The sequence below is a fragment of the Streptomyces aurantiacus genome, from assembly GCF_027107535.1.
Classification (GTDB): Bacteria; Actinomycetota; Actinomycetes; order Streptomycetales; family Streptomycetaceae; genus Streptomyces.
In genome coordinates this window covers 2,102,427-2,126,191 of record NZ_CP114283.1, presented here as the reverse complement: position 1 = coordinate 2,126,191, position 23,765 = coordinate 2,102,427, and the positions used below count along the sequence as shown (strand labels likewise).

The window sequence follows — 23,765 nt, the reverse complement described above, 5'->3', positions numbered from 1 at the left end:
CTGTCCACGGATGTTCTCTCGCCGTGTACGGCCGCTCTCTACGGCTGGTCTCGTACGGCGATCCCGTCCAGCACCATCGACAGGTACTGGCGGGCGATCTCGTCGGGGCTGTGCTGTCCGCCGGGCCGGTACCAGGACGCGGCGACCCACACGGTGTCGCGCACGAAGCGGTAGGTGAGGCGGATGTCGAGGTCGTCCCGGAAGACCTCGCCGGCCACGCCCCGCTCCAGCGTGGACAGCCACGCCTTCTCGAACCTGCGCTGCGACTCGGCGAGGAACGCGAAGCGCTCCTGCGCGACGAGCTGCCTGGACTCCTTCTGGTAGATCGCGACGGCCGCGCGATGCCGGTCGATCTCCCGGAAGGACTCGGTGACCAGGGCCTCCAGCGTCTCGCGCGGGCCGAGCTCGGCGTCCAGGACGGTGTCGTACCCGTCCCAGAGCTCGTCCAGGAAGGTCCGCAGGATCTCCTCCAGCATCGATTCCTTGGAGTCGAAGTGGTAGTAGAGACTGCCCGCGAGCATGCCCGCGTGGTCCGCGATCTTGCGTACGGTGGTGGCGTTGTAGCCCTGCTCGGCGAAGACCTCGGCGGCGGTACCGAGGAGTTCACGGCGCCGCTCGGGCGAGGCGGTCACCTGGGGCTTCTTCTTGGTAGGCACGGTTCCATTGTGGTGTGCGGGGCCTCGGCCCGGCCCCACGCGGAGTGCTCACGCATGCTGGCTGCTGACGGAGACGACCTCGCCGGTCAGGTACGAGGAGTAGCCGGAGGCGAGGAACACGATCACGTTGGCCACCTCCCACGGCTGCGCGTACCGCCCGAAGGCCTCGCGGGACGTCAGCTCCTCCAGCAGTTCGGGAGTGGTCACCTTCACCAGGTGCGGATGCATGGCGAGGCTCGGCGAGACGGCGTTGACCCGCACTCCGAAGGCGGCCGCCTCCATGGCCGCGCACCGGGTCAGTGCCATCACGCCCGCTTTCGCGGCCGCGTAGTGCGCCTGGCCGGCCTGGGCGCGCCAGCCGACGACGGAGGCGTTGTTGACGATCACGCCGCCGTGGCCGCCGTCGCGGAAGGCCCGCAGGGCCTCGCGGGTGCACCGGAAGGTGCCGCCCAGTGTCACGTCGAGGACCTTCGACCACTGCTCGTCGCTCATGTCGACGAGGTCCGAAGTGCCGCCGAGGCCCGCGTTGTTCACCACGATGTCGAGCCGCCCGTGCAGCCGCGTCGCCGCGCCGAAGAGCGCGCGCACCTGGGTCCCGTCGGTGACGTCGCATGCGAGCGCGGCGACCCCCTCGAACTCCCCGGCCAGCTCCTCCTCGTACTCCTTCAGCCGCCGCTCGTGCGCGTCGCTGATCAGCACGCGCGCGCCTTCCTCCAGGAAGCGGCGGGCCGTGGCACCACCGATCCCGGCGCCCGCGGCGGCCGTGATGACCGCGGTGCGCCCCTTCAACAGCCCGTGCCCGGGCACGTACACCGGACCCTCGACGTCTGCCATGGGCCCACGCTAACCTACCAAACACTTGTTAGGGAAGCGTGCCGCCACCGAAGGAAGCCGCCCGATGGACCTGACCCACTCACCCGCCGACGAGGCGTTCCGTGCCGAGGCCCGCGCCTGGCTCGACGTGCACGTACCGGCCGGGCCGCTGCCCTCCCTGGAGACCGAGGAGGGCTTCGCCGCCCATCGCGCCTGGGAGGCCGAACTCGCCGCGGACCGCTGGTCGGTGGTGTCCTGGCCTGCCGCGTACGGCGGCCGGGATTCCGGGCTCCTGCGCTGGCTGGTCTTCGAGGAGGAGTACTACGCGGCGGGCGCCCCCGGGCGGGTCGGCCAGAACGGCATCAACCTCCTCGCGCCGACGCTCTTCGACCACGGAACGGAGGAGCAGCGCGCGCGGATCCTGCCGCCGATGGCCTCCGGCGAGGTCGTCTGGGCACAGGCCTGGTCGGAGCCCGAGGCCGGCTCCGACCTCGCCTCACTCAGGTCCAGGGCGGTACGCACGGACGGCGGCTGGCTCCTGAGCGGGCAGAAGACGTGGTCGTCACGGGCCGCGTTCGCCGACCGCGCCTTCGGCCTGTTCCGCAGCGAGCCGGACACCCCGAAGCCCCATCAGGGCCTCACCTACCTGATGTTCGGCCTGCGCGCTCCGGGCGTGACCGTCCGCCCGATCGGCAGGCTGGACGGGAAGCCCGCCTTCGCGGAACTCTTCCTGGACGAGGTGTTCGTACCGGACGAGGACGTGATCGGCGAGCCCGGGCAGGGCTGGCGGGTGGCCATGTCGACGGCGGGCAACGAACGCGGCCTGACGCTCCGCTCCCCCGGCCGGTTCCTGGCCTCGGCCGACCGGCTGGCAGCGCTCTGGCGCGAGCACGGCCGGGACCCGTTCACCCGTGACCGCGTGGCGGACGCGGTGATCGGCGCCCGCGCCTACCAGCTGTTCACGTACGCGGCCGCGTCCCGCTTCCTCGACGGCGAGCCCGTCGGGCCGGAGTCCAGCCTGAACAAGGTGTTCTGGTCCGAGTACGACATAGCGCTGCACGAGACGGCACTCGATCTCCTCGGCGGGGACGGAGAGCTGGCGGGCGGGCAGATGGCGGGCGGGCGGGCGCCGGACGGGGAGTCGGCGGACGGTCCTTCGGCCGGCGCGGACGGCGGCGGATGGGCAGAGGGGTACGTCTTCTCGCTCGCGGGACCCATCTACGCGGGCACGAACGAGATCCAGCGCGACATCATCGCCGAGCGGCTGCTCGGCCTGCCGAAGGGACGCCGCTGATGCGTTTCCTCCTGGATGCCGAACAGACCGCGTTCGCCCGCTCCCTGGACGCCCTGCTGACCGCGGCGGACACCCCTTCGGTCGTACGGTCGTGGAGCGCCGGCGACCCTACGGCCGGGCGGGCCCTGTGGTCGCGTGTCGCCGACGCGGGGGTGTTCGCACTGGCGGTGCCCGAGGCGTACGAGGGCTTCGGACCTCGACCCGTCGAACTGGCCGTCGCCTTCGTGGAGTTGGGGAGGCACGTGGTGCCGGGACCGCTGGTGGAGACGGTGGCGGCGGCTTCGTTGCTCACCGATCCGGGTCCGGCGAAGAGATTCCTGCCGGGGCTGGCCGCCGGGGAGACCGTCGCAACGGTGGCCCTGCCGGGCTCAGGACCGTACATGCTGGACGGCGACGTCGCGGATGTGGAACTGACCGTGACCGGGGGTTCTGGCGGAACCGGGGCGTCCGGGGCAACGGTGTCCGGGGCCGGGGAGCCCAGCACCGGGGAGCTGCGGCTGACGGTTGTTCCAGGATCCGGCTCCTCCGAAGCCCCGGGCGGACGGGTTCGCCGCTCCCTCGACCCCGCCCGGCGGCTGTGCCTCCCTCGTCCCGGAGGTGAACTCCTTGCCGCCGGCCCCCACCTCGCCTCCGGCGCGGACGCGGCCCTCGTCTGGGCCCGCCTCGCGACCGCCGCCCAGGCCCTCGGGGTGGGCCTCGCCCTCCTCGACAAAACGGTCACCTATGTCAAGCAGCGCAGCCAGTTCGGCGTTCCCATCGGCTCGTTCCAGGCGGTCAGGCACCGGCTCGCCGACGCGAAGATCGGCCTGGAGTTCGCGCGCCCCCTGCTCTTCGGCGCCGCGCTGACGATGGACCCGGCCGACGTCGCCGCCGCGAAGGTCACCGCCTGCGAGGCGGCCTACGCGACCGCCCGCACGGCCCTGCAGCTGCACGGCGCGATCGGCTACACCGCGGAGTACGACCTGTCCCTGTGGCTGACCAAGGCCCGGGCGCTGCGGGGCGCTTGGGGCACCCCGCAGCAGTGCCGGGAACTGGTGCTCGCCGCGGACGTCGTCAGTGGTGGTGCTCGTCGCTGTTCGTGAGCTCGTGGTACTCCTCGGCGCGAACCGGTCCCGGTGGGAGCGTCCGTGCGGTCACCGGACGATGCCCTGCCTCCGCGCCGCGGACAGCCAGTGGGGGAACTCGCCCACCAAGCGGTCGTACAGCTCGTCGTCCGAGACCCGTCGCGGATCCGCACCCGCGTGGAAGAAACCGGCGTTGTCGACGACCCGCTTGGCCGGGACCGCCAGGTCGTCGAGCCTGCGCAGGAAGTCGAACTGCTTGCTCGACGTGTCCCCGAACCCGATGAACTGCCAGAAGAGCGGCAGCTTCGCCGCCTTGCACAGGTACCGTTCGGCGGCGAGCTTGTTGATCGGGCCTCCGTCGGTCTGGAAGACGACGAGCGCGGGATCCTTGGAGCCGCTGTCGAGGTAGTGGTCGATGACGGCGTCCATCGCCAGGTGATAGCTCGTCTTCCCCATGTGCCCGAGCCCGGCGACGATCCGCTCGATGCGCCCCTGGTGGTTGTCGAGCGCGATGTCGGTGACGGCGTCGATGTCCGTGGAGAAGAAGACGACGGGCACGGTCCCGTCGTCGTCGAAGTGCGCGGCCAGGCCCAATACCCGGTCGGCGAGCGCCTGCACGCTGCCGTTCGCGTAGTACGGCTTCATGGAACCCGAGTAGTCGACGACGAGATACACAGCGGCACGCTGCCCGTTCAGGCCGTGCTTGGTGAGCGAGACTCCCGCGCTCTTGTAGAGGCTGACCAGCGCGGGGGCGCTCTCCTCCACCTTGGTGAGACTGATCCCGGCCATGCTGGCTCCTTCCGGCCATGATCCGACCGGGTGAGCCTAACCGGCCGCCCGCTCCTGGAAGGCCGGCAGTTCGTGGAGCCGTCGCCTGGCCGTGTCGTCCATCAACTCGACGAGTGGGAAGACCAGTTCCCACAGGTCCTCCTTGTCGACGCCGCGGGCCAGTGCGTCGAGGTCGAGGTCGTCGAGCGCTCCGGTGGCCTTCGCCACGGTCCGTCGGGCGGTCGGCGGCAGCACCCCCACCATGGGCAGGAAGTCCGACCAGAGGCCGGTCGCCACCACTCCTCGCACGAGACCGTCGAGCACGGCGGGGTCGCGCAGCGCGGGCAGCGCGGCGACGGCTCGCAGCTCGTCCTCGCTGAGCAGGGACACGATCGGCAGCAGCGACTCCCACAGGTCCTGCTCGGCCGTGACCCGTACCAGCGAGTCGAGGCGGGCCTCGGGCTGTGCGGCGGTCAGTGAGGCGATCCGGGTCCGCTGGGCGCCGGCCGCCATGCCCGCGACGGCCATGGCCTCGGGCCACAGGCCGTGGTCGGCCGCGGCCTCGATGACCGAGGAGACGCGCTCGTCGTCCAGCAGCTCGACGATGTGTGCGAGCCGTTCGGGATGGTCGATGACGAAGCCCGTGCGCAGCAGTGTCGTGTCGTCGAGCTGCGGCAGGACCGTCCTCAGGGCCGAGTCCCGCAGGTGGCCGACGAACCGGCCCATCGTGAGGTGGTCGCCACGCTCGGCGAGGACGAGGGCGATGCGTACGACGATGCCGTCGTCCAGCCTGCCCATGATCCCGGCGATGCGGCGCGGGTCGAGGTGGTGGCAGCAGCGGGCCGTGAAGTCGGCGGGGAGCCGGTCGATGATGTCGGCCGCGCGGGCCGGTTCGAGGCGGCCGGCGAGTGCGGCGGCCAGGCGTGGGCCCAGCGCCTTCTGTGCGATGCCCGCGGCGACAGCGGCGGGCAGGAGTTTCGTCAGGGCGGCGATGCGGTCGAGTGTTCCGGGGGTGTCGTCGAAGAGTGCGGCGACGGACCGCTCGCGGAAGAGACGTACGTCCTCGACGGGCAGCTCTTCGAGGAACGCCAGCGTCTGTGGTTCGACGTCCAGCAGTCGGGCGAGCTTGAGGGTTTCGGCTCTGCCGCGCAGCGTGTCCATGCGGTTGTCCCCTAGCGGAAGAGCATCCGGCGGACAGGTTCCCTGGTCAGGGCCGGTACGAGGGTGAGGGCATCCTCGACGGCCTCCGTCAGTCCGGATGCCCTGCGTTCCCGGGCCCGGCGCAGTGCCTGGGCGAGCGACCGGGCCTGCGTGCCGTCCAGCGTCCCGAAGCCCTCCGGCAGGGGGCTGCCCAACTCCGCCCGCAGCAGCGCCAGTTCCTCCGCGCTCACAGGTCCTCCCCCGACGCTCACAGACACTCCACCCGATGCGGCACGCCGCTGAGGGCCGATCGTACTCTTTGCCCATGAAACGCGCTGGCCGTCTGCTGTTCGTCGCCGTCCCTCTCGTCGCGGTGGCGGCGTACTTCGCCGTGCCCGGCCAGAGCGGTGACGACTCGCGCTCGGACGCCCGGACCGCCTCTCCCGCCCGCTCCGCCGACGGACGGGGCGGCCTGGACTCGCCGGACAAGAAGGAACTGGCCCAGCGGATCGTGTCCAGCGCCGAGAACTCCAGCCTCGACTGGCGCGGACAGTACGACTACGTCGAGGACATAGGCGACGGCCGTGGTTACACCGCCGGCATCATCGGCTTCACGACCGGTACGCACGACCTGCTCGACCTGGTCGAGCGCTACACGAAGTCCCACCCGGACAACGCCCTGGCCCGCTACCTCCCCGCACTCCGGGAGGTCGACGGCTCCGAGTCCCACGAAGGGCTGGGCTCCGGGTTCGTCGCGGCCTGGAAGGCGGAGTCCCGGACAGCGGTGTTCCGTCGCGCGCAGGACTCCGAGCGCGACCGGGTGTACTTCGACCCGGCGGTCCGCCTCGCCCGGCGCGACGGCCTGGGCGCGCTCGGCCAGTTCATCTACTACGACGCCATGGTCATGCACGGGCCCGGCACCGATCCCGGCTTCTACGGCATCCGCGAGCGGGCCATGGAGCAGGCGGACACTCCCGCGGAGGGCGGCGAGGAGGAGGCCTACCTCGACATCTTCCTGGACGCCAGGAAGAAGACGATGAAGGAAGAGAAACGGGACACGTCCCGGGTGGACACGGCCCAGCGCCAGTTCCTGTACGACGGCAACCTGGACCTGGACACCCCCTTGAAGTGGAAGGTCTACGGCCAGCCGTACGAGGTCCGCTGACCCCGGCGGGAGGCTGCGTCATCGCTTGGGTGCGCGGGGAACGGCGCGGTCCTCAGGGGCGCGGGGAACTGCGCGACCAGCCCCCACCGACCCGCGGACGAAAACCCTCCGGCCCGTCCGGCGAGGACGAGGCCGCAAGGCCGAAGCGGGGGCCTGGGGGCGCCGGCCCCCGGACGGGAGCCCCAGTCGCAGGAGGCTCCCAGACGCACCGCGGCGCCCACCAGGAGTCCGGTCGGGGACACAGCGGGCGCCGCGCTCAGTTCCGTACGCCGTTGTACGGGACGTCTTTGGGGGTGGAGCGTCAGACCATCAGGGAACGGTCCGTGGGGCGGACCGGAGCCGGCAGTTCGCTGACCCCGGTCAGGAAGCGGTCGACCCCGCGGGCGGCCGAGCGGCCCTCCGCGATGGCCCAGACGATGAGGGACTGGCCACGCCCGGCGTCACCGGCGACGAACACGCCGGGAACGTTGGTCGCGTAGTCGCCGTCGCGCGCGATGTTGCCGCGCTCGTCGAGTTCGAGGGCGAACTGGGAGACCAGACCGTTCTCCTGGTCGGTGCCCGTGAAGCCCATGGCGAGGGTGACCAGCTGGGCGGGGATCTTGCGCTCCGTGCCCGGCTTCTGGGTCAGCTTGCCGTCCACGAACGCGACCTCGACGAGGTGCAGCCACTGCACGTTGCCGTCGTCGTCGCCCTCGAAGTGGGTGGTGGAGACGGAGTAGACCCGGTCACCGCCCTCCTCGTGCGCGGAGGTCACCTTGTAGAGCATGGGGAACGTCGGCCAGGGCTGGTGGGGAGCGCGGTCCTCGCCCGGCTGCGGCATGATCTCCAGCTGCGTGACGGAGGCCGCGCCCTGGCGGTGGGCGGTGCCCACGCAGTCGGCGCCGGTGTCGCCGCCGCCGATGACGACGACGTGCTTGCCCTCTGCGGTGATCGGAGGCGACACGAAGTCGCCCTCCTGCACCTTGTTGGCGAGCGGCAGGTACTCCATCGCGAAGTGGATGCCGTTCAGTTCACGGCCGGGGACCGGCAGGTCGCGGGAGACGGTGGCGCCGGCGGCGATGACCACGGCGTCGTACCGCTTGCGCAGGTCGGTCGCCTTGAGGTCGCGGCCGATCTCGATGCCCGTACGGAAGCGGGTGCCCTCCGCGCGCATCTGCTCGATGCGCCGGTTGATGTGCCGCTTCTCCATCTTGAACTCGGGGATGCCGTAGCGCAGGAGGCCGCCGACGCGGTCCGCTCGCTCGTACACGGCGACCGTGTGGCCCGCCCGGGTGAGCTGCTGGGCGGCGGCCAGTCCGGCAGGGCCCGAGCCGATGACCGCGACCGTCTTGCCGGAGAGCCGCTCGGGGGCCTGGGCCGCGACGTCGCCGCTGTCCCACGCCTTGTCGATGATCGAGACCTCGACGTTCTTGATGGTCACGGCGGGCTGGTTGATGCCGAGCACGCACGCCGACTCACAGGGAGCCGGGCACAGCCGCCCCGTGAACTCGGGGAAGTTGTTCGTGGCGTGCAGACGCTCCGACGCGGCGGACCAGTCCTCGCGGTACGCGAAGTCGTTCCACTCGGGGATGAGGTTCCCCAGCGGACAGCCGTTGTGGCAGAAGGGGATGCCGCAGTCCATGCAGCGTGAGGCCTGCGTGGGGATGATGGGCAGGAGGGAGCCCGGAACGTAGACCTCGTTCCAGTCCTTGACGCGCTCCTCGACGGGGCGCGTCCTGGCGACCTCGCGGCCGTGGTTCAGAAAGCCCTTGGGATCAGCCATTGGTCGCCGCCTCCATCATCTTCTCGGTGATCTCGGACTCGGTGAGTCCGGCTCGCTCGGCGGCGTCCTTGGCGGCGAGCACTGCCTTGTACGTGCTGGGGATGATCCTGCTGAAGCGGTCCACGGCGGTGTCCCACTCGGCCAGGAGCTTCTCGGCGACGGTGGAGGCCGTCTCCTCGTGGTGCCGGCGCACGACGTCGTGCAGCCACTTCTTGTCGGCGTCGTCCAGTGCCTCGACGGCGCCGAGGTTGCCGGCGTTGACGTTGTCGCGGTTCAGGTCGATGACGTACGCGATGCCGCCCGACATGCCGGCCGCGAAGTTGCGGCCCGTCTCGCCGAGGACGACGGCGTGACCGCCGGTCATGTACTCGCAGCCGTGGTCGCCCACACCCTCGGAGACGACGGTCGCGCCGGAGTTGCGGACGCAGAAGCGCTCGCCGGTGCGGCCGCGCAGGAAGAGCTCGCCGCCGGTCGCGCCGTACGCGATGGTGTTGCCCGCGATCGTGGAGAACTCGGCGAGGTGGTCGGCGCCCCGGTCGGGACGGACGATCACGCGGCCGCCGGAGAGGCCCTTGCCGACGTAGTCGTTGGCGTCGCCCTCCAGGCGCAGCGTCACGCCGCGCGGGAGGAAGGCGCCGAAGGACTGGCCCGCGCTGCCGGTGAAGGTGATGTCGATGGTGTCGTCGGGCAGGCCCGCGCCGCCGAACTTCTTCGTCACCTCGTGGCCGAGCATGGTGCCGACCGTGCGGTTGATGTTACGGATCGCGACCTGGGCGCGGACCGGCTGGGCGTCGGTCGCGCTGGACGCGGCGAGGGCGTCGGCGGCGAGCTTGATCAGCTCGTTGTCGAGCGCCTTCTCCAGGCCGTGGTCCTGCTCGATGACCTGGTGGAGGGCCGCCCCCTCGGGCAGTTCGGGCACGTAGAAGAGCGGGGCCAGGTCCAGGCCCTGCGCCTTCCAGTGGTCGACGGCACGGGCGACGTCGAGGGTCTCGGCGTGGCCGACGGCCTCCTCGATGGAGCGGAAGCCCAGTTCGGCGAGGATCTCGCGGACCTCTTCGGCGATGAACTTGAAGAAGTTCACGATGTACTCGGCCTTGCCGGTGAACCGCTCCCGCAGGGCCGGGTTCTGGGTGGCGATGCCGACCGGGCAGGTGTCCAGGTGGCAGACGCGCATCATGACGCAACCGGAGACGACGAGCGGCGCGGTCGCGAAACCGAACTCCTCGGCGCCCAGCAGCGCGGCGATGACGACGTCACGGCCGGTCTTCAACTGGCCGTCGGTCTGTACGACGATCCGGTCGCGCAGGCCGTTCAGGAGCAGCGTCTGCTGGGTCTCGGCGAGGCCGAGCTCCCAGGGACCGCCCGCGTGCTTGAGCGAGGTGAGCGGGGATGCGCCCGTGCCGCCGTCGTGGCCGGAGATCAGGACGACGTCCGCGTGCGCCTTGGAGACACCCGCGGCGACCGTGCCGACGCCGACCTCGGAGACCAGCTTCACGTGGATCCGCGCCTGCGGGTTCGCGTTCTTCAGGTCGTGGATCAGCTGGGCGAGGTCTTCGATCGAGTAGATGTCGTGGTGCGGCGGCGGGGAGATGAGGCCCACGCCGGGGGTGCTGTGCCGGGTCCTGGCGACCCAGGGGTACACCTTGTGGCCGGGCAGCTGGCCGCCCTCGCCGGGCTTGGCGCCCTGGGCCATCTTGATCTGGATGTCGTCCGCGTTGACCAGGTACTCGGACGTGACGCCGAAGCGGCCGGAGGCGACCTGCTTGATGGAGGAGCGGCGCGCCGGGTCGTAGAGGCGGTCCGGGTCCTCGCCGCCCTCACCGGTGTTGGACTTGGCGCCCAGCTGGTTCATGGCGATGGCGAGCGTCTCGTGGGCTTCCTTCGAGATGGAGCCGTACGACATGGCGCCGGTGGAGAAGCGCTTGACGATCTCGCTCGCCGGCTCGACCTCGTCGAGGGAGATCGGCTCGCGGCCGGACGTGAAGCCGAAGAGACCGCGCAGCGTCATGAGCCGCTCGGACTGCTCGTTCACGCGGTCCGTGTACTTCTTGAAGATGTCGTAGTTGCCGCTGCGCGTGGAGTGCTGGAGGCGGAAGACCGTCTCCGGGTCGAACAGGTGCGGCTCGCCCTCGCGGCGCCACTGGTACTCGCCGCCTATGTCGAGGGCGCGGTGCGCGGGCGCGATGCCGCTGGCCGGGTACGCCTTCGCGTGGCGGGCGGCGACCTCCTTGGCGACGACGTCGATGCCGACTCCGCCGATCTTGGTGGCCGTGCCGTTGAAGTACTTCTGCACGAAGGCCTGGTCGAGGCCGACGGCCTCGAAGACCTGGGCGCCGCGGTAGGAGGCGACGGTGGAGATGCCCATCTTGGACATGACCTTGAGGACGCCCTTGCCGAGGGCGTAGATCAGGTTGCGGATGGCCTGCTCGGGCTCGATGCCGGGGAGGAACGTCCCTGCCCTGACCAGGTCCTCGACGGACTCCATCGCCAGGTAGGGGTTGACGGCCGCGGCGCCGAAGCCGATGAGGAGGGCCACGTGGTGGACCTCGCGGACGTCGCCCGCCTCGACCAGCAGGCCCACCTGGGTGCGCTGCTTGGTGCGGATGAGGTGGTGGTGGACGGCCGCGGTGAGCAGCAGCGAGGGGATCGGCGCGTGCTCGGCGTCGGAGTGCCGGTCCGAGAGGACGATCAGCCGGGCGCCGTTCTCTATGGCGGCGTCGGCCTCGGTGCAGATCTCATCGAGTCGGGCGGCGAGCGAGTCGCCGCCGCCGGAGACGCGGTACAGGCCGGACAGTGTCGCGGCCTTCATGCCGGGCATGTCGCCGTCGGCGTTGATGTGGATGAGCTTGGCCAGCTCGTCGTTGTCGATCACCGGGAAGGGCAGGGTGACGCTGCGACAGGACGCGGCGGTCGGCTCGAGGAGGTTGCCCGCGGGGCCCAGCGAGGAGCGCAGCGAGGTGACGAGCTCCTCGCGGATGGCGTCCAGCGGCGGGTTGGTGACCTGCGCGAACAGCTGGGTGAAGTAGTCGAAGAGCAGCCGCGGGCGCTCGGACAGGGCCGCGATCGGCGAGTCCGTGCCCATGGAACCGAGCGGTTCGCCGCCGGTCTTGGCCATCGGCGCGACGATGACGCGCAGCTCCTCCTCGGTGTAGCCGAAGGTCTGCTGGCGGCGGGTGACCGAGGCATGGGTATGCACGATGTGCTCGCGCTCGGGCAGGTCGGAGAGCTCGATCTCGCCGGCTTCGAGCCACTCCGCGTACGGGTTCTCGGCGGCGAGGGCGGCCTTGATCTCGTCGTCCTCGATGATCCGGTGCTCGGCGGTGTCCACGAGGAACATGCGGCCGGGCTGCAGGCGGCCCTTGCGGACGACCTTCGCGGGGTCGATGTCGAGGACGCCGACCTCGGAGCCGAGGACGACGAGACCCTCGTCGGTGACCCAGTAGCGGCCGGGGCGCAGGCCGTTGCGGTCGAGGACCGCGCCGACCTGGGTGCCGTCGGTGAAGGTGACACAGGCCGGGCCGTCCCAGGGCTCCATCTGCGTGGAGTGGAACTGGTAGAAGGCGCGGCGGGCCGGGTCCATGGAGTCGTGGTTCTCCCACGCCTCCGGGATCATCATCAGCACGGAGTGCGGGAGGGACCGGCCGCCGAGGTGCAGCAGCTCCAGGACCTCGTCGAAGGAGGCGGAGTCGGACGCCTCGGGCGTACAGATCGGGAAGATCCGGTCGAGCTTGTCCTGCTGTCCGAACAGGTCGGAGACGACCTGGGACTCGCGGGCCGCCATCCAGTTGCGGTTGCCCTTGACCGTGTTGATCTCGCCGTTGTGCGCGACGAAGCGGTACGGGTGGGCGAGCGGCCAGCTCGGGAAGGTGTTCGTGGAGAACCGGGAGTGCACGAGCGCGATCGCGGAGGCGAAGCGGCGGTCGGACAGGTCCGGGAAGAAGGGCTCCAGCTGGCCGGTGGTCAGCATGCCCTTGTAGACGATGGTGCGGGCGGAGAGCGACGGGAAGTACACGTCGGCCTCGCGCTCGGCGCGCTTGCGCAGCACGAACGCCTTGCGGTCGAGCTCGATGCCCTGGCTGGCCCCGTCCGTGACGAAGACCTGGCGGAAGAGGGGCATCGTCGAACGGGCGGTGGCGCCGAGGAGTCCGGGAGCGACCGGGACCTCGCGCCAGCCGAGGACCGTCAGTCCCTCGTCGGCGGCGATCGTCTCGATGCGCGTGACGGCGGCGTCGATGCCGTCCGCGGGCAGGAAGGCGGTACCGACCGCGTACGCACCGGCCCCGGGCAGATCGAAGTCGGTCACCTCGCGGAAGAAGGCGTCCGGGACCTGGGACAGGATGCCCGCGCCGTCACCGGAGTCGGGCTCGGCGCCGGTGGCACCGCGGTGCTCCAGATTGCGCAGAACCGTGAGCGCCTGCTCGACCAGCGCGTGGCTCGCCTCGCCGGTGAGGGTGGCCACGAAACCGACGCCACAGGCGTCGTGCTCGTTGCGGGGGTCGTACATACCCTGCGCGGCAGGGCGAGCATCCATGAAGGACCAGTTCTGGCCATTCTCGGAGTGCTGGGACGGCTGGCGCGGCGTACGCATCGGCTCTCCCGTCGTCGTCGTGGCTGGGGGCGCCTCCCAGGCTCTTGCGGCTCTGGGGGAGCGAGTGCCGAGGGACGACGTTGGCCCTCTGCGAAAGGTGCAAAATTTCGTGCAGGTTACATGATGGGACGGATCTCGGGAACCGGATACCGCGTTCCAGCATGCGGACGCCACGGGTGCGGCGGGGTGCCGCTCGTGGCGGCTGAACAAGGGGGCCTTTTCGGACAGATCAATGACCGTCGGCCCGATCGCGGCAGGCAACGTCACCCACCGCTTCACAGGAGGAGCGGGCGTCATTGCCCGCAGCGCTTACGGCTCATGCCCAGTGGTTAAGCATTCGAAACCGCCGAGTAACGACTACTTATGCAGTCCCTTGCATAGCCGATCACCTCAGCGGTGCGGTCATCCTACGGCCGTACCGAAGAAACCGCCCAGGGCGTACGTCACACCGGCGGCGGCCGCACCCAGCGCGAGCTGCCGCGCCCCGCTGTACCACCAGGATCTGGCGGTCACCTTGGCCACGATCGCGCCGCAGGCGAAGAGCCCGAGGAACGCGAGCAGCAGGGCGGGCCAGAGGGTGGTCGCGCCCAGCAGGTACGGGAGGACGGGGAGCAGGGCCCCCAGGGCGAAGGAGCCGAAGCTCGACACGGCGGCGACGGCGGGCGAGGGCAGGTCGCCGGGATCGATGCCCAGCTCCTCCCTCGCATGTATCTCCAGGGCCTGCTCGGGGTCTCTGGACAGCTGCCGGGCCACCTCGCGGGCGAGACCGGGGTCGACCCCCCGCGCCTGGTACAGCTCGGCCAGCTCGCGCTCCTCGTCCTGGGGATGCTTCCTCAACTCCCGGCGTTCGACGTCGAGTTCGGCCTCGACGAGTTCGCGCTGCGAGGCGACGGAGGTGTATTCGCCGGCGGCCATGGAGAAGGCTCCGGCGGCCAGGCCCGCGAATCCGGTGATGACGACGGCCCGGGAGGAGACGGCTCCGCCCGCCACGCCCGTCATCAGCGCCAGGTTGGAGACGAGTCCGTCCATCGCGCCGAAGACGGCCGGGCGCAGCCACCCCCCGTTCACGTCCCGGTGGGTGTGGTTGTCGCGGTGGGCCTCATGGAGTGCCGCCTCGGTCTCGATGATGGCCATTCCAGGGCCCTCCAGGTGCTTGATTGGATTAGTTCTACTTTTGGACAACGCCGAAGGTACGCCTGAAATTTCTCGCTCGCCAGCAAGGAAGGCCGTACTTACCTGCACTTTCGCCTCATCCGCTCATCCGTGGTGACCTGCGCACAGATGTCGACCGGGTGATGCTGAGGCGCGCGAGGCTCCGGTGAACCGCTCCGTGGGGACACATGCGCAAAGGGTCCTTCCGACCTTCCGGGACCCCGCGACGGAGAGGCACCGCCATGGCTTCGATTGCCTGCGTTCCGCCGGTCCCGGCGCCAGGAGGCGCCACCGCTCTCCGTGAACGGGCGCGCGGCGCACTGCTGGGGCTCGCCGTGGGTGACGCGCTGGGGGCACCGGCCGAGAACATGAAGCCGTCCGAGATCCGCGCGCGCTGGGGACGCATCACGGGGTACGTGGCCGAGAAACCGGCCGGCACGGACGACACCGAGTACGCGATCTTCTCGGGGCTGCTGCTCGCCCGGCACGGTTCGGCGCTCACGGCCCGGCACGTGGAGGCGGCCTGGCACCAGTGGATCGCGGACCGCGACGAGGGCCCGTTCCGGGGTGCGGGCTTCAGCGAGCGGGGCACGCTGGAGAACCTGCGCCGGGGGCTGGCCGCCCCGATCTCCGCACAGCACCGGCACGCCTGGAGCGACGGCCTCGCCATGCGCGCGGCCCCCTTCGGCGTCTTCGCGGCGGGCCGCCCCGCGGAGGCGGCCAGGCTGGTGGCGATCGACGGGTCGGTGAGCCACGACGGCGAGGGCATCTACGGCGGCCAGGCGGTCGCCGCGGGCGTCGCGGCGGCGATGGCCGGCGCCCCGACGATCGTGGTCGTCGCCTCCGCACTGGCCGTCGTCCCCGACGACTCCTGGACGGCACGCTCCCTGCGCCGGGCGGTGGCCTGTGCGCACCGCGGCGAACGCGCGGTCCGCTCGGCCGTCGTCATCGGCGGCTACCCCTGGACCGACCTGGCCCCCGAGGCCGTGGCCCTCGCCTTCGGCGCGTACGCGGCCGCCGACGGCGACTTCACGGAGGCGGTCCTCACGGCGGTGAACATGGGCCGGGACGCCGACACCACGGCCGCGGTCGCGGGCGCCCTGGCCGGCGCGACGAAGGGCGCCTCGGCGATCCCCGCCGCCTGGGCGGCGGCGATCGGCCCGGCCCGAGGCAGCTGTCTTCCCGCCATGCAGGGCCATCACGTCCTGGACGTGGCGGACCTGCTGACCCCGGACGAGGTGTCCCTGTGAATCCCGAACCGACCACCCACCTGCTCGACAGCGCCCCCGCGGCGGCGCTGGGCCTCACCGCCCCACCGAAAGCCGGGGCAGCCCGCACCCCGTCAGGGGCGCGGGAAACTGCGCGACCAGCCACGACGGACCCGCAGGCGACAAACCGCCCGGAACCTCTGCTGGGGGCGCGGGGAACTGCGCGACCAGCCCTCACGGACCCGCACATCGCCCACCGCCCCCAGGCCCGACGCCGCATCGAGGGCCTCCTCCTGGGCCTGGCCGCGGGCGACGCCGCAGGCTGGCCCGCGGCCAGGCACCGAGCCGCCCGCATGCCCGAATGGACACGACGCCTGACCCGCGAGCTGGACACCTTCGCGGAACAGAACGCGACGACCACCCTCCCCGTCCCCATCGCCCTGAACCAGCCACCGGAGCCGCTGCGGCTCGGCCCGTCGGACGACGCCGAATGGGCGGCGTTCGCGGCGGAGGCGGTCCTGCGCGCCGCCGACGCCGGCGCGCTCGGCGACCTGAGCCGGGAGCGCCGGATGCGCGCGGCCATCGACCTCTCCTGGAACGCCGTGGCCAGCGAGGTCGCCGCGGCAGCCGACCGCGCCCCCGAGATCGAGTCCGCCGTACTCCCCCTGCGCGCCCGCATCTCGGTACGGGCCGGCCTCGGAAACCTCGCAGCCGGACTGCGCCCGCCGGCCTCCGGCCACGACAACCCCCACTACTTCGACGACGCGGCCTGCGTACGGGCGTGCGTACTGGCGGTGGCCCACGCGGGAGACGCCCGGTCCGCCGCGGAACTGGCCGAGTTCGACGCCCGCTACACACAGGACGGTGACGGCGTGCACGGCGCCCGTGCGATGGCCGCGGCCGTCGCACTCGCGCTGGGCGGCGCGGACGTGGACTCCTGCGCGGCGGCGGCCCTCGCCGAACTCCCGGAGGCCACGGAGATCGGCCGCAACGCACGGCACGCCCTCGCGCTCGCCCGTGACTCCATGACGGAGGGGCACGGCGCCTTCGGTGTCGTCCCCCTCCTGGAACACCAGATCGTCGACCACGTCTACAGCTACGGCATCGCCGCCGCCGAGACCGTCCCGGTCGCCCTCGCGCTCGCCGTCGCCGCACACGGCCGGATCGCGGAGGCCGTGCCCGCGGCGGCCTGCCTGTCCCGGGTCGCGGACTCGGCCCCGGCCCTCGCCGGCGCACTGACCGGCGCGCTCGGCGGCGGCGCGGCGATCCCCGCCGCCTGGCGCGACACCTGCCGCACCCTGTCCGGCTGCGCACTGCCGCGGCTGACCGGCACGGACCTCATCGGACTCGCCGAACTGCTGGAAGCGACGGAACTGGCCCTCCCGGAGGGATGATTCGGGCATGACGCCCAAAGGAGAAGGAACAGGAACCCTCGACGAACGGATCACCGGAGCCCTCGTCGGAGCCGCCGTCGGCGACGCGCTCGGCGGCCCCGTCGAGGGCTACTCCCCCGACCAGATCACCGAACGCCACGGCGGACGCGTCCACGGCATCGTCGGCCCCTGGCACGGCGACGACTGGCGCACGGCCCGCCCTGTCGCCCCGTACCACAAGGGCGACGGCCACGTGACCGACGACACCCTGATGACGCACGCCCTGGTACGGGTGTACGCGACGGTCCGCGACCATCTCGACGCGTACGCCGTCGCCGGGCACCTGGTGCCCGACCTGATGACAACGCCCCGCTGGATCCCGGAACTCGAGGCGGACGCCCTCCCCCTCCAGCGGATCTTCCTCGCCGAGAAGTGGCTGGTGGCCCGGATCCACTACGGCCACGTGGACCCCCGGGAGGCGGGCACCGGCAACATCGTCAACTGCGGTGCCGCGATGTACATGGCCCCGGTCGGCCTGGTCAACGCGGCGAACCCGGCGGGCGCCTACGCCGAGGCCCTGGACATCGCGGGCGCCCACCAGTCGTCGTACGGGCGGGAGGCGGCCGGTGTCTTCGCGGCGGCCGTGGCGGCCGCCTGTGCCCCGGGCGCGACCCCGGACTCGGTGGTCGAGGCCTGCCTGGCGGTGGCGAAGGACGGCACGCGGGCCGCGATCGAGACGGTCTGCGACACGGCGGCGCGGTACTCGGACTTCGAGTCGGCGCTGCGCCCCGTGCGCGAGGCGGTCGCCCCCTACGACACGGTCGGCCCGGACTACCGGAGCCCGTCCCTGGGCGCCCGCCGCCCCTCCCGCATCCACTCCATCGAGGAGCTCCCGGTGGCCCTCGCCATGCTGCTGGTCTCCCGCGGCGACTACCGGCACGCGGTGCTGGGCTCGGTGAACTACGGCCGCGACTGCGACTCCATCGCCACGATGTCCGGTGCCCTGGCGGGCGCCCTGGGGTCGGAGATCCCGTCCGACTGGGCCAAGACGGTCGCCGAGGCCAGCCGTCTGGACCTGCGGGCACCCGCGACGACCCTCGCGGAGGTGACCCGCGAGATCTTCGCCCGTGACGTACGGCGCCGCCGGGCCCACGAGACGGCGTACGCGGAGCTGTCATGACCCCTCTGCGTCTGACCTGGGTCCAGCCGGAGGACCTGCTCGGTCACGAACTCCGTCAGGCGAGGCAGGACGGCCGCGAGCCGTCGGCCGTCGCGGCCCGCTGGCGGACGGCCGGCGGCCCGGACACGCCTCTGCGCGCGGGCTCGTCCAAGACCCCCGCCTCCCCCTACCTGCGGGCACTGGCCCGGGACCTCCTGGACGAACTGGCGGACCTGCCCAGCGCGTTGGCGGACACGGAGCCGACCGACCTGTCCAGGATCCGCGCCCTGTGCCCCGACTGGCCCACAACGGCCCCCCACCGCGCGCCCGGGCGCCCTGCCCCGGCCCCCGCCGCACTCCAGCCCCGCATGGAGGCCGCCTGGCTGGGCAGAGCCGCGGGCTGCCTGCTCGGCAAGCCGGTGGAGAAGCTGCCTCTGGACGGCATCCGCCAACTCGCCCGGGCCACCGGCAACTGGCCCCTCACCACCTGGTTCACGGAACGGGGCCTGCCGCCCGAGCTGAAGGCCGCCTTCCCCTGGAACCGCCGCTCCGCCCCCACCTCCCTCGCCGAGAACATCGACGGCATGCCGGAGGACGACGACCTCAACTACCCCGTCCTGAACCTCCTGTTGCTCCAACGCCACGGCAGGCACTTCAGCACCACGGACGTGGCCCGGCTCTGGCTGGACGAACTCCCCGCAGGCCGTACGTTCACCGCGGAACGCATCGCCTACCGCAATCTCCTGGACGGCGTCGAACCCCCGCACACGGCACGCCACCGCAACCCGTTCCGCGAATGGATCGGCGCCCTGATCCGCGCGGACGTCCACGGCTGGACCAACCCCGGCACCCCCGCGGCCGCCGCGGAACAGGCCCACCGGGACGCCACCCTCACCCACACCGCCAACGGCGTCTACGCGGCGATGTTCACGGCGGCCGCCCTGTCCGAGGCAGCCACCGGCACCAGCGACATCCACACCTGCCTCCGCACGGGGCTCACCGTCGTACCCCCCGGCTCCCGCCTCGCCGTGGCCGTCCGCCACGCGGTCCGACTGGCGCGGGAGCAGCGGGACTTCGACCGTGTCGTGGACGAACTGCACGCCACCCACGCCTCGTACCACTGGGTGCACGCCGTCCCCAACACGGCCCTGCTCGCCGCCGCCCTCACCCACGCGGACGGCGACTTCGCCGCCTCCGTCTGCCGTGCCGTGTCGGGCGGCTGGGACACGGACTCCAACGGCGCGACGTCCGGCTCGATCGCGGGTCTGCTCGCCGGGAGCCCTCGGGCCCTCCCGCCCCGGTGGACGGCCCCCCTCAAGAACCGCCTGGCCACCTCCGTCGGCGACTTCGACGGAACCGGCTTCGACGCCCTCGCCCACCTGACAGCCCGGCTGACCGCCGCACCGGCCGCCGCACCGGCCGCCGCACCGGCGGCCCGTCCCAGCCACCAGGAGGCCCCGCACCCATGACCCCCACCACCGCGACCACCCCGGCGCCCCTCGACGGCCTCCGCGTCCTCGACCTCGCGACCCTCTTCGCCGGCCCCCTCGCCGCCACCATGCTCGGCGACTTCGGCGCCGAGGTCATCAAGGTCGAGCACCCCCGACGGCCGGACCCGTCCCGCGGCCACGGCCCGTCGAAGGACGGCATCGGTCTGTGGTGGAAGCTCCTCGGACGCAACAAACGCACGATGACCCTGGACCTCTCCACGCACGGCGGCCGTGCCACCCTGCTGCGCCTCGCCGCCACCACCGACGTGATCATCGAGAACTTCCGGCCCGGCACGCTGGAGAAGTGGGACCTCGGCTGGGAGGAGCTCTCGGCCGCGAACCCCCGGCTGGTCCTCACCCGCGTCACCGGCTTCGGCCAGTTCGGCCCGTACTCGCGGCGCCCCGGCTTCGGCACGCTCGCCGAGGCGATGAGCGGGTTCGCCGCGATCACCGGTGAGCCGGACGCCCCGCCGACCCTGCCGCCCTTCGGCCTCGCCGACTCCATCGCGGGCCTGGCCACGGCGTACGCGGTGATGACGGCCCTGGCGGGCCGCGACCGCACGGGCCGTGGACAGGTCGTGGACATGGCGATCATCGAGCCGATCCTCACGGTCCTCGGCCCGCAGCCGCTCTGGTACGACCAGCTGGGCCACGTCCAGCCCCGCACCGGAAACCGCTCCCAGAACAACGCGCCCCGCAACACCTACCGCACCGCCGACGGCACCTGGGTCGCCGTCTCGACATCGGCGCAGTCGGTCGCCGAACGCGTGATGCGCCTGGTCGGCCGCCCCGACCTGATCACCGAGCCGTGGTTCGCCACGGGCGCGGACCGGGCCCGCCACACCGACGTCCTCGACGAGGCGGTCGGCTCGTGGATCGCCCGTCACACCCGCGCCGACGTCATCGCCGCGTTCGAGAAGGCGGAGGCGGCGGTGGCTCCCGTCCAGGACATCACCGACGTCATGGAGGACCCGCAGTACGCGGCCCTCGACACGATCACCACCGTCGACGACCCCGAACTGGGCCCGCTGCGCATGCAGAACGTCCTCTTCCGCCTCACCGACACCCCCGGCGGGATCCGCTGGGCGGGCCGTCCGCACGGCGCCGACACCGACACGGTGCTCACCGAACTCGGCCTGACGGTCGGCGAGATCACCGAACTCCGGGCGGAGGGCGCCCTGTGACCACTGAACCCGCGGGAGCCGCGGAACCCGCCACGGAACCCGCGAGGGCCTGGGGAGCTCTCCCTCTCACCTGGCTGTACGTTCCCGGCGACCGGCCCGAGGTGGTGGCGAAGGCCCTGACCGCCGGCGCCGACGTGGTCGTCGTCGACCTGGAGGACGCGGTCGCCCCCGGCCGCAAGGAGTACGCCCGCGCCGCCACCGCAGACCTCCTCGCGGAGCCGTACCCGGTCCCGGTCCACGTCCGCGTCAACGCCCCGGACGGCCCGGAGTGCGCCGCCGACCTCCACGCCCTCGCCGCGCTCCCGGCCCTGGCGGGCCTGCGTCTGCCGAAGGTCTCCTCCCCTGCCCAGGTCGTACGGACGGCGGACAGGGCCCCGCATCTCCCTCTGTACGCCCTCCTGGAATCCGCCCTCGCCGTCGAGCACGCGTACGCGATCGCCTCGGCCCACCCCGCCCTGCGCGGCATCGGTCTCGGCGAGGCGGACCTCCGTGCCGACCTGGGGGTACGCGACGACACGGGCCTCGACTGGCCCCGCTCCCGAGTGGTCCTGGCCGCCCGCGCGGCGAATCTCGCCCCGCCGGCCCAGTCCGTCCATCCCCGCGTGCACGACCTCGCCGGCCTGGCCGCGTCCTGCGCCCACGGCCGCGCCCTGGGCTTCCTCGGCCGCGCGGCCATCCATCCCCGCCAGCTCCCCGTCATCGAGGCCGCCTACCTGCCGACCCCCCAGGAGATCGAGACGGCCGAGTCCGTCATCGAGGCGGCGGCCACCCGGCCCGGCGCCCAGGCCCTCCCCGACGGCCGCTTCATCGACGCGGCGGTCGTCGCGGGGGCCCACCGCACCCTGGCACTGGCCCGCCGCCCCTGACCGCACACAGGGCAGGGGCGCCCCCAGTGCTGGGGGCGCCCCTGTCCACGTACTCGCTCAGGTCAGGACTTCTTCGCCGACCCGGCTTCGTCCTTCGTCGCGGCGGAACCCGTCGAGTCCGCGGTCCCGGAAGCCGAGGAACCGGCGTCGGACCCGACCGGCTTCGTGCCGTCCCCCTCGGACTTCTCGTCCTCGGACCTGGTCTCGTCGGACCCGGCGTCGCCGTCGGTCTTCTTGTCCCCGGACTTCTTGTCCCCGGACTTCTTGTTCTCGGGCTTCTCGTCCTCGGACTTCTTGTCCAGGTCCACCGCGGCGCCGTCGTCCGTGTCCCCGTCGGACGCGCTTGGCTCGACGACCTCTTCCCGGCCCGGCCTGCGCCGCGCCGACAGCACGATGTAGAGCACGGCGAGGAGGAAGACGACGATCGAGGTCCACTCGTTGAGACGCATCCCGAGGAAGTGGTGGGCCTCGTCGACCCGCATGGCCTCGATCCAGAAGCGGCCCGCGCAGTACGCCGCGACGTACAGGGCGAAGGCGCGGCCGTGGCCGAGCTTGAAGCGGCGGTCGGCCCAGATGACGAGGACCGCGACACCGATGCACCACAGCGACTCGTACAGGAACGTCGGGTGGTAGTAGCCCGGCACCCGGCCGTCCGTCGAGGACGTGATGTGCAGCGCCCAGGGGAGGTCCGTCTCCCGCCCGTACAGCTCCTGGTTGAACCAGTTGCCCCAGCGGCCGATGGCCTGTGCGAGGGCGATACCAGGGGCGAGGGCGTCGGCCCACGCCGGCAGCGGGATGCCACGGCTGCGGCAGCCGATCCAGGCACCCACCGCGCCGAAGGCGATGGCCCCCCAGATACCGAGGCCGCCCTCCCAGATCTTGAAGGCGTCGACCCAGTCCTGACCCTCGCTGAAGTACAGCTGGTAGTCCGTGATGACGTGGTACAGCCGCCCGCCGACGAGGCCGAACGGCACGGCCCACACGGCGATGTCCGCCACGGTGCCTGAACGGCCTCCCCGCGCGATCCACCGCTTGTTGCCGAGCCAGACGGCTACGAAGACGCCGATGATGATGCAGAACGCGTAGCCGCGCAGCGGAATGACGCCGAATAGTTCGTATACTCCGCGCGACGGGCTGGGGATGTAGGCAATTTCCATGGCGGAGTCGACGCTACCCTGCCGGGCGCCACGTACGGCAACCCGCCCGGGCTACGGGTCCATAACGAGACCGGCGGGACCGCTGGGGCCGGTGGTGCACCCGTGCGGCCCGCCGCGCTCACGCCTTGCCGGCCTGCTGCACCATCTGCTTCAGCTTGGCCGGGGTCATCGTCTGGTCCTGGTAGATGTTCTTCCCGTTCAGCAGCACCGTCGGGGTGCCGCTGAAGTTGCCACTCTGGAAGGCCTTGTGGGACTTGGCGACCCAGCTGTTGTGCGTGCCGTCCTCCACGCACTTCTTGAAGGGGTCGGTGGTCAGTCCGTCGACCTTGCCCGCCAGCTCGATCAGCTTGCTGTTCTTCGCGTACGCGTCGTCCGTCTCGGCGGGCTGGTTCTCGAAGAGCACGTCGTGGTACGCGGTGAACTTCCCGGCGTCCTGGGCGCAGGCCGCGGCGTTGGCGGCGTGCAGGGAGCCGCTGCCGCCCATGTTCCCGTCGATCAGGGTCGCGAGGTGGTACTCCACCTTCAGCTGTCCGGCGCCCGTCAGCTCGTGGATCGTCGAGCGGTAGGCGTCCTCGAAGCTCTTGCAGGCCGGGCAGCGGAAGTCCTCCCACACGGTGAGAGTGGACTTGGCACTCTCCTTGCCCGCGGGGATGGCCAGGCTGTCGTCGCCGTTCGCCCCCGAGGGGGCCGTCAGCGGGCCCGCCGTGTCCGCCTCGTCCTTGCCGGAGTTCGCGGCCAGTACGCCGATCACCGCGGCCAGGCCCAGCACGGCGACGACTGCCCCGCCCACGACCAGTACCCGGCGGCGCTTCTCCGCCGCCTTCTGCTTGTCTCGCTCTTCCGCCAGCCGCTCGCGGGCGGTGCGCTTTCCCTCACGGTTCTTCTCGCTCACATCCCGCAGAACGAACCGGGGAGGCGCTCCGCGC

General features: G+C 71.8%; 19 protein-coding genes. 9 read left to right on the top strand and 10 right to left on the bottom strand.

The window, feature by feature from the left end; all coding sequences use genetic code 11:
• Positions 1-38: 38 nt before the first annotated feature.
• Together O1Q96_RS11070 and O1Q96_RS11065 are read right to left on the bottom strand one after the other, a co-directional pair.
• Entirely contained in the window at positions 39-656 is a 618-nt protein-coding gene (locus O1Q96_RS11070; RefSeq protein WP_217460180.1) for a TetR/AcrR family transcriptional regulator, read from the bottom strand.
• Between the two features lie 48 nt (positions 657-704).
• A complete protein-coding gene (locus O1Q96_RS11065) occupies positions 705-1,490 on the bottom strand; it encodes an SDR family oxidoreductase (protein ID WP_269247998.1) in 786 nt (261 codons plus the stop codon).
• Between the two features lie 64 nt (positions 1,491-1,554).
• Between O1Q96_RS11065 and O1Q96_RS11060 the strand changes: the two genes are divergently transcribed.
• The gene (locus O1Q96_RS11060) at positions 1,555-2,763 is read left to right on the top strand and encodes an acyl-CoA dehydrogenase family protein (protein WP_269247997.1); all 1,209 of its coding nucleotides are present in this window, start codon (positions 1,555-1,557) and stop codon (positions 2,761-2,763) included.
• A complete protein-coding gene (locus O1Q96_RS11055; protein ID WP_269247996.1) occupies positions 2,763-3,845 on the top strand; it encodes an acyl-CoA dehydrogenase family protein in 1,083 nt (360 codons plus the stop codon). Before O1Q96_RS11060 ends, O1Q96_RS11055 begins: the two co-directional genes overlap by 1 nt.
• A gap of 51 nt (positions 3,846-3,896) precedes the next feature.
• Here the strand turns inward: O1Q96_RS11055 and O1Q96_RS11050 are convergent, their stop codons facing one another.
• From O1Q96_RS11050 to O1Q96_RS11040, 3 genes are read right to left on the bottom strand one after another with little or no spacing between them, the layout of a single operon-like run.
• Positions 3,897-4,616 (bottom strand): vWA domain-containing protein, encoded by a 720-nt coding sequence (locus O1Q96_RS11050; RefSeq protein ID WP_269247995.1) that lies wholly within the window; start codon positions 4,614-4,616, stop codon positions 3,897-3,899.
• A gap of 36 nt (positions 4,617-4,652) precedes the next feature.
• Positions 4,653-5,756 carry a hypothetical protein gene (locus tag O1Q96_RS11045; RefSeq protein WP_269247994.1) on the bottom strand — a complete coding sequence of 368 codons (1,104 nt, stop codon included), beginning with the start codon at positions 5,754-5,756 and terminating at the stop codon, positions 4,653-4,655.
• An 11-nt stretch (positions 5,757-5,767) separates the two neighbouring features.
• Complete coding sequence (locus O1Q96_RS11040) at positions 5,768-5,986, bottom strand: hypothetical protein (protein ID WP_269247993.1); 219 nt, start codon at positions 5,984-5,986, stop codon at positions 5,768-5,770.
• Positions 5,987-6,060: 74 nt separating this feature from the next.
• Between O1Q96_RS11040 and O1Q96_RS11035 the strand changes: the two genes are divergently transcribed.
• Positions 6,061-6,900, top strand: a complete 840-nt coding sequence (locus O1Q96_RS11035; RefSeq protein ID WP_269247992.1) for a chitosanase — start codon at positions 6,061-6,063, stop codon at positions 6,898-6,900.
• Between the two features lie 301 nt (positions 6,901-7,201).
• Here O1Q96_RS11035 and O1Q96_RS11030 read toward each other — a convergent pair whose 3' ends face one another.
• The 3 genes from O1Q96_RS11030 to O1Q96_RS11020 all read right to left on the bottom strand — a co-directional run bounded on the left by O1Q96_RS11030 (position 7,202) and on the right by O1Q96_RS11020 (position 14,384).
• Entirely contained in the window at positions 7,202-8,662 is a 1,461-nt protein-coding gene (locus O1Q96_RS11030; RefSeq protein WP_269247991.1) for a glutamate synthase subunit beta, read from the bottom strand.
• A complete protein-coding gene (gene gltB, locus O1Q96_RS11025; RefSeq protein ID WP_269247990.1) occupies positions 8,655-13,250 on the bottom strand; it encodes a glutamate synthase large subunit in 4,596 nt (1,531 codons plus the stop codon). The genes O1Q96_RS11030 and gltB overlap by 8 nt, the downstream gene beginning before the upstream one ends.
• Positions 13,251-13,652: 402 nt before the next feature.
• Complete coding sequence (locus tag O1Q96_RS11020) at positions 13,653-14,384, bottom strand: VIT1/CCC1 transporter family protein (protein WP_269247989.1); 732 nt, start codon at positions 14,382-14,384, stop codon at positions 13,653-13,655.
• Between the two features lie 260 nt (positions 14,385-14,644).
• Here O1Q96_RS11020 and O1Q96_RS11015 point away from each other — a divergent pair, with 260 nt between their 5' ends.
• The 6 genes from O1Q96_RS11015 to O1Q96_RS10990 all read left to right on the top strand — a co-directional run bounded on the left by O1Q96_RS11015 (position 14,645) and on the right by O1Q96_RS10990 (position 21,682).
• A complete protein-coding gene (locus O1Q96_RS11015; protein WP_269247988.1) occupies positions 14,645-15,652 on the top strand; it encodes an ADP-ribosylglycohydrolase family protein in 1,008 nt (335 codons plus the stop codon).
• Complete coding sequence (locus O1Q96_RS11010; protein ID WP_331276034.1) at positions 15,649-17,004, top strand: ADP-ribosylglycohydrolase family protein; 1,356 nt, start codon at positions 15,649-15,651, stop codon at positions 17,002-17,004. Before O1Q96_RS11015 ends, O1Q96_RS11010 begins: the two co-directional genes overlap by 4 nt.
• A gap of 7 nt (positions 17,005-17,011) precedes the next feature.
• On the top strand, positions 17,012-18,163 hold the full coding sequence (locus O1Q96_RS11005; RefSeq protein WP_269247987.1) for an ADP-ribosylglycohydrolase family protein: 1,152 nt from the start codon (positions 17,012-17,014) through the stop codon (positions 18,161-18,163).
• A complete protein-coding gene (locus O1Q96_RS11000; RefSeq protein WP_269247986.1) occupies positions 18,160-19,611 on the top strand; it encodes an ADP-ribosylglycohydrolase family protein in 1,452 nt (483 codons plus the stop codon). Before O1Q96_RS11005 ends, O1Q96_RS11000 begins: the two co-directional genes overlap by 4 nt.
• Complete coding sequence (locus O1Q96_RS10995) at positions 19,608-20,816, top strand: CaiB/BaiF CoA transferase family protein (protein ID WP_269247985.1); 1,209 nt, start codon at positions 19,608-19,610, stop codon at positions 20,814-20,816. The genes O1Q96_RS11000 and O1Q96_RS10995 overlap by 4 nt, the downstream gene beginning before the upstream one ends.
• Positions 20,817-20,890: 74 nt before the next feature.
• Entirely contained in the window at positions 20,891-21,682 is a 792-nt protein-coding gene (locus tag O1Q96_RS10990; protein ID WP_269253563.1) for an HpcH/HpaI aldolase/citrate lyase family protein, read from the top strand.
• A gap of 62 nt (positions 21,683-21,744) precedes the next feature.
• Here O1Q96_RS10990 and lgt read toward each other — a convergent pair whose 3' ends face one another.
• Both lgt and O1Q96_RS10980 read right to left on the bottom strand, forming a co-directional pair.
• Entirely contained in the window at positions 21,745-22,839 is a 1,095-nt protein-coding gene (gene lgt / locus O1Q96_RS10985) for a prolipoprotein diacylglyceryl transferase (RefSeq protein ID WP_269247984.1), read from the bottom strand.
• Positions 22,840-22,957: 118 nt separating this feature from the next.
• Complete coding sequence (locus O1Q96_RS10980) at positions 22,958-23,731, bottom strand: DsbA family protein (RefSeq protein ID WP_269247983.1); 774 nt, start codon at positions 23,729-23,731, stop codon at positions 22,958-22,960.
• Positions 23,732-23,765: the final 34 nt, after the last annotated feature.

Excerpts from the sequence above, each read along its gene's own strand:
- O1Q96_RS11065 (WP_269247998.1), bottom strand. The coding sequence starts at position 1,490 with ATGGCAGACGTCGAGGGTCCGGTGTACGTGCCCGGGCACGGGCTGTTG.
- O1Q96_RS11060 (WP_269247997.1), top strand. The coding sequence starts at position 1,555 with ATGGACCTGACCCACTCACCCGCCGACGAGGCGTTCCGTGCCGAGGCC.
- O1Q96_RS11055 (WP_269247996.1), top strand. The coding sequence starts at position 2,763 with ATGCGTTTCCTCCTGGATGCCGAACAGACCGCGTTCGCCCGCTCCCTG.
- O1Q96_RS11050 (WP_269247995.1), bottom strand. The coding sequence starts at position 4,616 with ATGGCCGGGATCAGTCTCACCAAGGTGGAGGAGAGCGCCCCCGCGCTG.
- O1Q96_RS11045 (WP_269247994.1), bottom strand. The coding sequence starts at position 5,756 with ATGGACACGCTGCGCGGCAGAGCCGAAACCCTCAAGCTCGCCCGACTG.
- O1Q96_RS11035 (WP_269247992.1), top strand. The coding sequence starts at position 6,061 with ATGAAACGCGCTGGCCGTCTGCTGTTCGTCGCCGTCCCTCTCGTCGCG.
- O1Q96_RS11030 (WP_269247991.1), bottom strand. The coding sequence starts at position 8,662 with ATGGCTGATCCCAAGGGCTTTCTGAACCACGGCCGCGAGGTCGCCAGG.
- gltB (WP_269247990.1), bottom strand. The coding sequence starts at position 13,250 with ATGCGTACGCCGCGCCAGCCGTCCCAGCACTCCGAGAATGGCCAGAAC.
- O1Q96_RS11020 (WP_269247989.1), bottom strand. The coding sequence starts at position 14,384 with ATGGCCATCATCGAGACCGAGGCGGCACTCCATGAGGCCCACCGCGAC.
- O1Q96_RS11015 (WP_269247988.1), top strand. The coding sequence starts at position 14,645 with ATGGCTTCGATTGCCTGCGTTCCGCCGGTCCCGGCGCCAGGAGGCGCC.
- O1Q96_RS11005 (WP_269247987.1), top strand. The coding sequence starts at position 17,012 with ATGACGCCCAAAGGAGAAGGAACAGGAACCCTCGACGAACGGATCACC.
- O1Q96_RS11000 (WP_269247986.1), top strand. The coding sequence starts at position 18,160 with ATGACCCCTCTGCGTCTGACCTGGGTCCAGCCGGAGGACCTGCTCGGT.
- O1Q96_RS10995 (WP_269247985.1), top strand. The coding sequence starts at position 19,608 with ATGACCCCCACCACCGCGACCACCCCGGCGCCCCTCGACGGCCTCCGC.
- lgt (WP_269247984.1), bottom strand. The coding sequence starts at position 22,839 with ATGGAAATTGCCTACATCCCCAGCCCGTCGCGCGGAGTATACGAACTA.